This is a genomic window from Pseudoalteromonas sp. APC 3250 (assembly GCF_030407915.1).
Classification (GTDB): domain Bacteria; phylum Pseudomonadota; class Gammaproteobacteria; order Enterobacterales; family Alteromonadaceae; genus Pseudoalteromonas; species Pseudoalteromonas tetraodonis.
In genome coordinates, this window is sequence record NZ_JASDCM010000005.1 from 25,130 (window position 1) to 36,726 (window position 11,597).

Annotated in this window: 9 protein-coding genes; 3 read left to right on the forward strand and 6 right to left on the reverse strand. The window is 38.4% G+C overall.

From position 1 onward, the window contains the following. Nucleotides 1-21: 21 nt before the first annotated feature. The 3 genes from QL986_RS06985 to QL986_RS06995 all read left to right on the forward strand — a co-directional run bounded on the left by QL986_RS06985 (nt 22) and on the right by QL986_RS06995 (nt 4,180). Nucleotides 22-945, forward strand: coding sequence for a manganese-dependent inorganic pyrophosphatase (locus QL986_RS06985; RefSeq protein ID WP_013464036.1), 924 nt, complete (start codon nt 22-24; stop codon nt 943-945). A 332-nt stretch (nt 946-1,277) separates the two neighbouring features. After that, the gene (locus tag QL986_RS06990; protein WP_290191385.1) at nt 1,278-2,660 is read left to right on the forward strand and encodes an MBL fold metallo-hydrolase; all 1,383 of its coding nucleotides are present in this window, start codon (nt 1,278-1,280) and stop codon (nt 2,658-2,660) included. A gap of 152 nt (nt 2,661-2,812) precedes the next feature. Continuing rightward, nucleotides 2,813-4,180 carry an MFS transporter gene (locus QL986_RS06995; protein ID WP_290191386.1) on the forward strand — a complete coding sequence of 456 codons (1,368 nt, stop codon included), beginning with the start codon at nt 2,813-2,815 and terminating at the stop codon, nt 4,178-4,180. 460 nt (nt 4,181-4,640) lie between these two features. Here QL986_RS06995 and galU read toward each other — a convergent pair whose 3' ends face one another. The 6 genes from galU to QL986_RS07025 form a co-directional block, all read right to left on the reverse strand. Further along, nucleotides 4,641-5,525, reverse strand: coding sequence for a UTP--glucose-1-phosphate uridylyltransferase GalU (gene galU / locus QL986_RS07000; RefSeq protein ID WP_290191387.1), 885 nt, complete (start codon nt 5,523-5,525; stop codon nt 4,641-4,643). 162 nt (nt 5,526-5,687) lie between these two features. Then, nucleotides 5,688-6,761 carry a UDP-N-acetylglucosamine--undecaprenyl-phosphate N-acetylglucosaminephosphotransferase gene (wecA, locus tag QL986_RS07005; protein ID WP_290191388.1) on the reverse strand — a complete coding sequence of 358 codons (1,074 nt, stop codon included), beginning with the start codon at nt 6,759-6,761 and terminating at the stop codon, nt 5,688-5,690. A gap of 14 nt (nt 6,762-6,775) precedes the next feature. After that, nucleotides 6,776-7,477 (reverse strand): WecB/TagA/CpsF family glycosyltransferase, encoded by a 702-nt coding sequence (locus tag QL986_RS07010; RefSeq protein WP_290191389.1) that lies wholly within the window; start codon nt 7,475-7,477, stop codon nt 6,776-6,778. Then, on the reverse strand, nt 7,474-8,655 hold the full coding sequence (locus tag QL986_RS07015; RefSeq protein ID WP_290191390.1) for a glycosyltransferase family 4 protein: 1,182 nt from the start codon (nt 8,653-8,655) through the stop codon (nt 7,474-7,476). Before QL986_RS07015 ends, QL986_RS07010 begins: the two co-directional genes overlap by 4 nt. A gap of 36 nt (nt 8,656-8,691) precedes the next feature. Next, nucleotides 8,692-9,999, reverse strand: coding sequence for a DUF6369 family protein (locus QL986_RS07020; RefSeq protein ID WP_290191391.1), 1,308 nt, complete (start codon nt 9,997-9,999; stop codon nt 8,692-8,694). Between the two features lie 114 nt (nt 10,000-10,113). Further along, nucleotides 10,114-11,523 carry a lipopolysaccharide biosynthesis protein gene (locus tag QL986_RS07025; protein ID WP_290191392.1) on the reverse strand — a complete coding sequence of 470 codons (1,410 nt, stop codon included), beginning with the start codon at nt 11,521-11,523 and terminating at the stop codon, nt 10,114-10,116. Nucleotides 11,524-11,597: the final 74 nt, after the last annotated feature.

The window sequence follows — 11,597 nt, forward strand, 5'->3', positions numbered from 1 at the left end:
AAATTTTAAGGAGTTTAGTCAATGTCAATGTATGTAGTGGGCCATAAAATCCCAGATTCAGATTCAATATGTGGTGCAATTGCACTGGCTTATTTAAAAAACCAAATTGATGAGCCGGCAATTCCAACCCGCCTTGGTGAAGTATCACCAGAAACACAGTTTATTTTAGATAAATTTGGCTTCGAAGCACCTGAGCTTAAACTTAGCTACGCTGGCGAAGACGTTTACATTGTAGACCACACAGAAAAAACCCAAGCACCTGATGATATCGACCAAGCTCGCGTAGTGGGCGTGGTTGATCACCATAAATTAGGTGATTTAACCTCATCAACCCCGCTTGAATGCTGGATCCGCCCTGTTGGTTGTTCAAACACCATCATTAAGATGATGTACGATTTTTATAACGTAGAGATCCCTAAAGATATTGCTGGCATTATGCTTTGCGCTATTTTAAGTGACACCGTTATTTTTAAATCGCCAACCTGTACCACTGCCGATATTAAATGTGTTGAAGCCCTTGCTGAAATTGCAGGCATTGAAGACTTTAAAGAACTAGGCATGGACATGTTCCGCGTTAAATCAGCCGTTGAAGATACGCCTGTACGTGATTTAGTAATGCGTGACTTTAAAGACTTTAACATGAACGGTAACCTTGTTGGTATTGGTCAGTTAGAAGTTATTGACCTTGCAGTATTTGACGAGATTAAAGCTGACCTTGAAGCTGACATTGCCAAGCTTAAAGAAGAAGGCGGTCGTCATTCAGTATTTTTACTTCTGACCGACATTATGAAAGAAGGCTCACAAATGCTAATTGCATCAGACGATGCCAGCCTAGTTGAGCAAGCCTATGGTGAAAAACCAGAAGACGGTAAAGTATGGCTAGACGGCGTATTGAGTCGTAAAAAGCAAGTAGTTCCTCCACTACAAGACGCTTTTAAGAGCTAGATTCGAGGTTCGAGGTTCGAGGTTCGAGGTTCGAGGTTCGAGGTTCGAGGTTCGAGGTTCGAGGTTCGAGAAATTTAAAAACCTTGCGGTTAACATCGCAAGGTTTTTTTATACCTGTAGGCGGGAGTTTACCCCGCGTCAGTATTAGGCTCAAGATGTTAGTTGCTAGGCTCGTCGCTCGTGGCACGCTGCCCGCCCGTTACGGTATGAAGTCCCACCAACATTAAAATACCTGCTATATTTATCGATAAAATAAAGGCGTTAGGCTCTAAGTGCTAGGCTCGGGCTTCGAGCCGTAACCCGTGGCCCGCAGCCAAACATAAGGACATAAAATGCACATACTTCACCACGGAGCAGTAAATGGCGTGACAGGCTCATGCCACCAGCTGATAATAAACGACCAAAGCTCTTTTCTAATTGATTGCGGACTATTCCAAGGTGAAGATTCTGTAGATGATCTAAGCATTGAATTTAATATAGACACTGTTCGCGCATTAATAGTTACCCATTGCCATATTGATCATGTTGGCCGAATTCCCTATTTACTGATGGCTGGCTTTAAAGGCCCTATATTTACCTCTGTTGCATCAGCAAGCTTATTGCCTTTAGTCATTGAAGATGCATTAAAAGTGGGCGTTACGCGAGACCAAAAAATAATAGATACCTGCTTAAGGCTGCTTAAACAACAAGTTGTAGCTGTAGACTTTAAAGCTTGGTTTGAGCTTCCTTGCAAAGGTGAACACACAGCGAAAGCCCGACTACAACGAGCAGGGCATATTTTAGGCTCCGCTTATGTAGAAATAGACATAAGCACGCCTCCTTATAAAGCGAGCAATAATCATAGAGTGGTTTTTTCTGGTGATTTAGGTGCGCCCTACACGCCTTTACTACCCTCACCTAAAGCGCCCTATAAAGCCGATACCTTAGTCATAGAGTCAACTTATGGTGATAAAAATCACCAAGGTCGTAAACAACGTACGCAAACCTTAAAAAACGTGATTGAACGCGCCGTTGCCGATAACGGCGTAGTACTTGTGCCTGCCTTTAGTATTGGCCGCACGCAAGAGCTGTTATACGAACTTGAACAGCTAATTCATGCTTCTGCTAAAAACTCACCTTGGCGCACAATACAAGTAATACTCGATTCCCCCATGGCAGCTAACTTTACTCAGCAGTACCGAAAATTTAAATATTTATGGGATGAAGAAGCCAAACAAAAAGTAGCCAAAGGTCGTCACCCACTCGACTTTGAAAACCTCACTACAATAAACACCCATAGCGAGCACTTAGCGTTAATAAATTACTTAGCCAGCCGCCAAACACCTGCCATTATTTTAGCAGCAAGCGGTATGTGCACCGGCGGACGCATAGTTAATTACTTAGAGCGCTTTTTAACCGACAAAACCACCGATGTACTCTTTGTAGGTTACCAAGGGCGCGGCACGCTGGGTCGCGACATACAAACCTACGGACCAAATAATGGCTATGTGTTGATAAATAATACTAGGGTGAATATTAACGCCAAAATACACACTATAAGCGGTTATAGTGCTCATGCAGATCAGGCAGGTCTCATCAAATTTGTAACCGGTATGCGCAAAAAGCCCCACCATATAAAAATAGTTCACGGCGATGATGACGCTAAAAATACACTCGCAGCAAAATACAGAGAAGTATTGGGAGATGAGGTGACGGTAGAAATTGGCAAGGGATAGGTTCGAGGTTCGGTGTTAAGCTCTAGGCTCGTAGCTCGCTCCCCGCTCCCCGTCGCCCACCGCTCGTCGCCCGCAACCCGCTGCCCTTTAAATCCTGTACAAGCAAGTATATTCACGTATCATTTTAAGGCCAGTAAATAAAAGGATACCTCTTGTTTAATCTCCCCCCCACTACGATTGCACTTATTATCGTTTGTAGCGGCTCTATTATTGGGCCGCTTGGCATGGCTGGCGTTAACATCGCTATTCCTGACCTTGCTGAAGATTTACACGCAAGCGCAAAAATGATTGCGTGGATGCCCACCTTGTATTTACTCAGTAGCGTTATCTTTATGCTGCCGTGCGGTAAAATAGCAGACAACTATGGTCGCAAACGCGTGTATGCATTTGGTTTAGGTTTAAATGCACTGGCCTCGCTAATGTGTGCGTTAGCAAACTCTATTGAGTGGGTGCTTTTTTGGCGCTTTATACAAGGGGCCGCAGGCGCCATGATTTTTGGTATAGGCGTTGCCATTATCACCTCTGTCACGCCTGATAATAAACGCGGAATGGCACTGGGCATCTCTGCGGCGTGTGTATACATAGGACTCAGTGCAGCGCCTGCGGTTGGTGGCTGGCTCACTGAAATATGGGGATGGCGCGCCGTGTTTTACTCGCAAATCCCCTTGGTACTTATGCTACTTATTGCCATTAAACTGTTTTTACATGGCGAATGGAAAAACGATAAAAAATCACCGTTTGACTGGTGGGGCATGGTTATTTTCTCGCTCTTTGCACTGTGCTTAGTATTAGGATTAAGTGATTTACCGAATATAGCTGGCTGGCTATTAACCGCACTTTCAATCATTTGTTTAATGCTATTTATTGTTCACCAAAGTCGCAGTCGACGCCCCTTAATTAGAGTACAAATGTTTTTAGAAAGTCGTGTATTCAGCCTATCGTTGTCTACTTCGTTTCTCATGTATGCTAGTAACTTTTCACTGGCCTTTTTGTTAAGTTTGTACCTGCAATATATAAAAGGATTAAGCCCCGCACATGCTGGGCAAATAGTATTACTGCAAGCGGTTTCAATGGCTATTATGGCACCCCTAGCAGGTAAACTTGCCGATAAAATACAGCCTCGCTTACTTGCCACGCTAGGCTGTGTAATTGTTCTGGTTGGATTTTTTCTGTTATCCCAGTTATCGGTTAGTTCAAGCACCGCTTACATTAGTGGCTCACTGTTATTATTAGGGATTGGGTTTGGCTTATTTTCGACCCCTAACAACAATGCCATTATGGGAGCGGTGGATAAAAGTGAGCTAGGTGTGGCGTCTTCCTCAATGAACTTATCACGCACTATTGGTAATTTATTTGGCATGAGCTTAATCAACTTAATTGTGCATTATTACCTTGGTGACAGCACCTTCTCAGCGCAAAATAGCCACGCATTAATGAGCACCATTTCATTGGCGTTTAAAGTGTCATTAGGGTTTGTCATGCTGGCAAGCTGTATTTCTGCGCTACGAGGCCGGGCTTAAAAGGCTGCTAGCTTCAAGGTTCGAGGTTCGAGGTTCGAGGTTCGAGGTTCGAGGTTCGAGGTTCGAGGTTCGAGGTTCGAGGTTCGAGGTTCGAGGTTCCAGATATTTAAAAACCTTGCGGCTAATATCGCAAGGTTTTTTTATACCTGTAGCAGCGGGTTCACCCCCCGTCGGTATTAGAATTTAGGTTCGAGGCCCGAAGCTCGTCGCCCGTAACCCGTCGCCCGAAGCTCGTAACTTCCTCTAAAAGCGCAGCGTCTCTTAAACTCTTTGTGCATAAATATTTTAAGATCTTATTCACAAAGAGAAGTGAATGAGGAGTAAATGAGAAAATAAAACCATTAGCCCAACTGATTAATTCGAGGTTCTAGGCTCGAGGCCCGAAGCTCGTCGCCCGGAGCCCGTAACCCGTCGCTCGTAACCCGTTGCTCGATGCCCATCGCCCGGAGCTCGCAACCCGTTACCCTTTAACCAACTCTTTCATATATTCGGTAAACTCATCGCCCAAAGTTTCATGGCGCATGCTGTATTCTACAATCGCTTTCAAATAACCAAGTTTATCGCCACAGTCGTGTGAGCCGCCACTCATATGAAACGCTTCTACCGTATCAATAGCCAATAATGCATCAATCGCGTCTGTAAGCTGTATTTCACCACCAGCACCTACATGAGTTTTAGCGAGTAATGGCCAAATATTTTTACTTAAAACATAACGACCAACAACGGCTAAGTTTGAAGGCGCAACCTCTGCGGCTGGTTTTTCAACTATTCTTTTAATTGCTGCACTTTCACCAGCAGCAAGCTCTGCACCATTAATATCAGCAATGCCGTACTTACTTACATCTTCAATAGCAACAGGCTCTAACATAATTTGGCTGGCATGGGTTTGATTAAAGCGTGCGATCATCGCCGCTAAGTTTTCAGTTTTTTGATCTGCCGTATAAGCATCCAATATTACATCGGGTAACACCACAACAAAATCACTATCGCCAACTATCGGCTTGGCACATAAAATAGCGTGCCCTAAGCCTTTAGCCTCACCTTGGCGTACATGCATAATGGTTACATCTGGTGGGCAAATAGAGCGTACTTCTTCCAGTAGGGTACGTTTTACGCGTTTTTCTAACGTGGCTTCTAACTCAAAACTGGTATCAAAATGGTTTTCAATGGCATTTTTAGAGCTATGTGTCACGAGCACAATTTCTTTAATACCCGCCGCTACACATTCATTTACTATGTATTGAATAAGCGGTTTATCAACCAAGGGGAGCATTTCTTTGGGGATTGCCTTAGTCATTGGCAACATACGGGTGCCTAAACCGGCAACAGGAATTACAGCTTTCACAAATAGTCCTTTAACATAAGTGAGTATATTTGCTTACAAAAGTAGCATAGCTAAATATATACAGCCTGAATCAGCTAAAGGTAAGAATAAATTATAGGTGCATAATATTACACAAAGTAAAACACCGAGTTGCTAACTCGGTGTTTAATACAACCATATAATTTAGTTTGGTGAAAACTTTTTCTCTGGTAAGTTTAATTTGCGGCGAAAATAATTCATTACAGTGCAATAATTTATTAAAAATATAAGGTACACAGTAAAAATAGCAATAAACCCATAGAACATAATGAACTCAGGTATTAAGAATACCTCTCCAATAATACCTACAGCGGCAAAAACCGCAGCAATAAAGCAAATTAGAGTTAATGTTTGTAGTGATGAAAAGCCTAAGCGTTGACAAATATGATGTAAATGCTCACGGTCTGGCTTAAATGGTGACTTTCCTTGCTTTACTCGGCGCACCATTATGGCAACCATATCCATAAGAGGAACAGCAATAAGCCATAACGCTGTAACAGGTCGAATCATCGGGTTACCTGCTGTTTGGCTTGCGCCAATAAGTAACCAAATAACAGTAAACCCAATCATCATACTACCAGCATCGCCCATAAACACTTTACGTTTGTGACCAACAAAACCTAAGTTTAATAGTATGTAAGGCACCATACATACTACCAGTAACAAACATAAGTAGCTGAGGCTTTGCTCTCCGGCTAATAAAAGTAATATGCCAATACTTGCAAAAGTCACTATTGATAAGCCACCTAATAGGCCATCAATACCATCAACCATGTTAAATGCATTAATACAGCCAATAACAGCAAGTACAGTTACCACACCACCAAATAGTCCTAGCTCAATAGCGCCAAAACCAAGTAAATTTCCCAATGTATGTAGTTCTGCATTGGCAAAGTAAATCATCGCTACAGATATTAACGCTTGCACTAACATGCGTATTTTTACACTTAAATCAAACCTGTCATCTAATGCGCCAACAGCTGTTAAACCGCAAATACAAAGCATATATAAATTTGCATGGTTAATCATGTTAGGATGTGTATAAATATAATTAACCATAGTTATACATATTGCAACGCCACCAACTAATGGTACATTACCCGTGTGCATTTTTCGCCCTGATGGCTTATCTACTAGGCCTACTCTGCGAGCTACCTTACGCATTAAAAACAATATTGCAAAGGCAATAAAAAAAGTAAAAAGCAGATCTAAAAACATTATATTTACTGAACCTATCTAGAAAATTTATCAAAAATACACCTAAATAAAAATTTAGGTAGAACAATCTGCCTGCGCCATCTTGATGGCTCTAAATATAATCGGTAGATAGACTCTAAACCTAAATTAACTAACCATTTGGGAGCTCTTTTTACTTTTCCAGTGTATAAATCAAAAGCACCTCCCACAGGGTAAAATTTTGCTTTTAAAAGCCGTTGTTTTAATTTTTTACTAAGCACCTCTTGTTTTGGTTGCCCCATACCAATAAAAACGAATTCAGGCTTTGATTCTACTAATCTTTCTATTATTTCTTTTTCTGACGAAAAGTATCCATCGTTATAAAAAACAATATCTAAGTGCGGGTAATTATATTTTATTTTACGAATTAATAACTCCATCGTATCTGTAGTAGCCCCTAAAAAAGCAACCTTACCAGTTTCTAATTTATCTAAAACAGATAGCCAGAGCTCGCATCCTGGTAGCTTCTTTAAAACCCCACTGCCATTTAAGGAGCTTGCTAAAACAGGGCCTACACCGTCGCTAAAACCATAGTTATCGTTGACTATATTAATAAAGTTAGCATCCTTTTCATATAAGCATTCAGCGTTAATTGATATATAAATACCAGGATTATTTATAGAAAAGGTAGCCAATTCATCAACACTATTGAATGCAAAAACCTTAAAACCATAGAGATATTCGATAATACTACTCACTTGTATACCTCAACATACTTATTGATATGACAATTCCAAGAGTAGTTTTCTAAAACATATTTAAATGAAGAAGTAATTAAAGCATTATAATCATCAAAACTGCTATAAACATCATAGAGTGTATCCGCTAATTCATCTACATTCTCAGCAGGAACAACAAGTCCATTTACTTTATCTGTTACCAATTCCAGCATACCTCTAACATCACTAACAATCACTAGCTTCTTCTGTGCCATAGCCTCTAGCGGCTTAAGAGGAGTAACTGTATGGGCAATTTCTTCATCTCTTCTAAAGTTTACAATTACATCGACTGAATCATAAAATTTATCTACACTTTCAAATGGAAAACTACCACAAGCATGAACTTGCTTTGTTATACCTAGTAACTGCGATTTAGCTATGATAGTACTTACTGATTCCCCCTTACCCGCTATAAAGAAATCAATTTCAACTCCATAATCCCTTTTTACTATTTTTAATGCATCTAAGACTAACTCTAGCCCTTCCAAAGGAATAAGCGAGCCAATAAAACCAAAACTTATTTGTTCATTCTTTTTCAGCAATAACTCATTTTTTGTAAAACGATCATCATGCACAGCATTGGAAATAAGGAAAGTCCTTGGATTTACCTTCGAATACTTTTCGAATAACCCAGCACTTATTACAACTAAGCTATCAGCTTTACTTGCAACGTAGAGTTCAATTTTACCAAAAAGGTTTTGATAAAAAGTACCTGAAGAAAAGGCCTCATCTAAATGCCAATCACTGCGAATTTCATATACGAATTTTTTGCCAAGCAACCTAGCAACTATTAATGCTGGCACTCCACAAAATGCCATAGCATGTGCATGAATTACATCAACGTCATATTTTTTGGAAACTTTATAAACATCTTTAGTAAAATAAATAAAGGATACAGCTTTCTTTAATTTAGTAAAAAAACTTTTTGGTTTATTGACTTCATATTTTTCATTACCTCTTTTAAATGTCCTGTAATATGAAACACCATCTATAATATCATAAGATTTTTCACTACAACCCTTTTGTAATGGACTGGTAATTACAATGGGTTCAAAAGTTGATGAATTATACATTGCATCAACAATACTTTTACTGCGAGTACTAGAACCTGATATATTAGGGTAACTTTGATACAAAACATGGAGTACTTTAAACATATAAATATTTTAACCTTAAATTTTTTCGCTTATGAATTAAACATTTTTATTTTGGCGTTTAACTTGAACCATAGAAAAAAACAACCAACATATTGCTAAATATGAGAATGATGATTGGTACCAAAAACTCATTGTTGTGCAGTAAGCAAACAAAGCCAAACTCACCACTGATTTCACAAGGAGCTCTTTTGAAACTTTACTAATTAATAAATAAAAGAAATATGTGAGTGTTAACAAACCTACCACACCAAACTTTGCTAGTATTGACAGATAAAAGTTATCTATAAAAGCTGAGTATGGATCTATTCCCGGCCGATAAGCAAACCAAGGGATATAAAACGATGTGCCAGCCCCAAAACCAAAAATGTACGCCTGCAAACTTGTATCACTATCATAAAGCTGGAACAAAGGCGAATAACGTATTTCCAACAAACGATATATTGTCTCATATGAAAGCAATGAAGAGAACCGGTCCAAGTTTTCAATATTTATGGAATTTTCAAACCTCAAGTCAAAAGCCAATATGATTAAGAAACAAAAACACAGTAAAAACCCAAATATCGATGCAAACAACCGCCCTTTAGCACTAGAATTCAAGGAGAACGTTATGAAGAGAATCATATATATAAATAGAAATGTTCTATTTCCTGAAATTAAAGATAATAAAAGCGCTGCAAGGAAGGTCAAAAGAATAGAAAACAACGGAGAGGTTTTGGAAGTAAAAATAAAACTTACCAATATAAAAACCATTGAAAAATCTGAATATCTTGAAATCATTTCAGCATCTGATGTGTAAAACCCATCACTAGATGGAGACGAAAGAAATCCATTGTAATTTAAGTATAATAAAATTATACACTTTACAACCAAGATTAATTCAAGTAAATGAGAATAAACAAAAGAGGCATTTTCTCTATAGTCACTTTTCCTGCCAAGCTCACTGACTATAATCTTGTACGAAAAATAAATGGTAAAAATTAAAAATAATGGCTTTATATCTTTAATGACAGCTAACACCCTAAAGTGCTCATTGTAAAAAATGGAAATCACAATAGAAAAGAAAAGAAAGTTTACTATTATAAAAAAATAAATAACGATTGAAGTCGGTAAGTGAATTTTAACTTTTTCAATTAATAAAAGATATAGACTAGAAAGCGCCATACCTATGATAAAAAAATCAAATACATTTGCGCCAGAGAAATAAAAATAGACATTAAAGATTGCCGAATAGGGCAACAAAGCACCTACAACCACTACAGTGACCAGATAAATAAATTTTCTTTTAACTATAAATAAGCACCCCATGACTAGAAAAAAAATAGACTGTATAAAAAATAAAATCATAAGAAGTCCGCGATAAAGTACATCAAAAGTAATGGGCTAGTTTTATTAATTTCTAGAACATTATTGATTATTGGGCTTGCTCCGAGATAGAAGTTATTTTCAAAGCCACCTTGATTACTTACTTGCATTAGCTATCCAAATAAAAATTTCTGCGACTTCTTTTCTAAAAAAGAATAAACTAAATACAAGTGTAATTAACCAAAAAGCAAGCAATGGAATCGTGTAATTTTTACCATAAAAAGTGCTTAGGGAGGCACCAATTACAAGCAAGGCCGTATAGCTATATAATTGCAATCTCGGAAAAGGTTTCCATACATAAATCGAAAACTCAGTCCTTAATAACAAAAACACCCAAAACGATACGCAAGTACTTACAGCTGCTCCTGCCGCCCCAAAATCAGGGATTAGCCACCAATTCCCAAGTAAGTTTACAACAAGAGCTAACAATGCAGCGAGCATTGCAAAACCAGAACGACGAGTAACACCAATCCCCACTACCGTTGTCTCTGAAAGAGTATAAAGTAATGGGAACCCTAAACATGGTATTAAAATCCATTGCACGTCATTATAATTGCTAGGAAGTATTAAAGTTACAACCCACGAGAATAAACCTGCCAAGCAAAAAAGTACAATTACCGCTAATAATACATAACGATTTACTTTATATATTTTATCTAGATTTTCACCAGCTGCTGCCCACCTATAAACCATAGGTGCCCAAATAGTTGAAAAAACACTTTGGAAAATGGTCGCTGCAGCCGCAAAACTAACAGCAACCGAATACAGACCTAACTGTTCAAAATCAGATAGCTCTTTTAAAAGGATTTTATCTGTCGCCGTTAGTCCCCAAAATGCCAAACCACCAAATATCAGTGGAATCCCAAAACTAACAAGGCTTTTTAGGTAGTTATAGTCAATACTTTCTTTTATACCTAGCAACCACTCGCTACGCGTATTCCACGCATATATTATACAAACAAATAGTGTAGCCGACACATTCGCTAAAACGAGGTTGGTTATACTTTTACTCACAGAAAAAACGACATACCCACCAATAATTAAAATTAAAAGTAACTTAGGGAGTAGCTGACTCATAGAATAAGCAAAGCCTTGCTCATTCATACGTAATATTAAAGATAAAAATCGAGATAAAAAAGCAGATAAAACGGCTACAGACACAAGTAAGCTAAGCAGTACACTATCTATTTCAAACAACCAGAGTGAAATTACATTATCAAAGCAAAGCAATACGCCTAACGCTATAAATATAAGCACTAAGCCTGGCAGTAAAGTGGTTTTAAATAATGCAGGTTTACTTTTTATTTCATGGAATTCTCGTACATATGCTTGATCAAGACCTAAACTAAAAAGTAAAATGCTAAAGCTTATTACAACATTTAGCATCGCTAAACGACCAATATCTTCTTGAGAAAAAAACCATGTTATTATTGGAAGTGTTATAAAACCCAGTAACGCTCCACCTAAAGGGCCGAGTGAAAATGCGGCTATTTTTTTTGGATTCATAACTTTCTATTTTTTACCATGTTTTTAATTCCATAAAAACTTTATAAAATAAATGACGCAAAAGCCTTAATACC

Excerpts from the sequence above, each read along its gene's own strand:
- QL986_RS06985 (WP_013464036.1), top strand. The coding sequence starts at position 22 with ATGTCAATGTATGTAGTGGGCCATAAAATCCCAGATTCAGATTCAATA.
- QL986_RS06990 (WP_290191385.1), top strand. The coding sequence starts at position 1,278 with ATGCACATACTTCACCACGGAGCAGTAAATGGCGTGACAGGCTCATGC.
- wecA (WP_290191388.1), bottom strand. The coding sequence starts at position 6,761 with ATGTTTTTAGATCTGCTTTTTACTTTTTTTATTGCCTTTGCAATATTG.
- QL986_RS07015 (WP_290191390.1), bottom strand. The coding sequence starts at position 8,655 with ATGTTTAAAGTACTCCATGTTTTGTATCAAAGTTACCCTAATATATCA.
- QL986_RS07020 (WP_290191391.1), bottom strand. The coding sequence starts at position 9,999 with ATGATTTTATTTTTTATACAGTCTATTTTTTTTCTAGTCATGGGGTGC.
- QL986_RS07025 (WP_290191392.1), bottom strand. The coding sequence starts at position 11,523 with ATGAATCCAAAAAAAATAGCCGCATTTTCACTCGGCCCTTTAGGTGGA.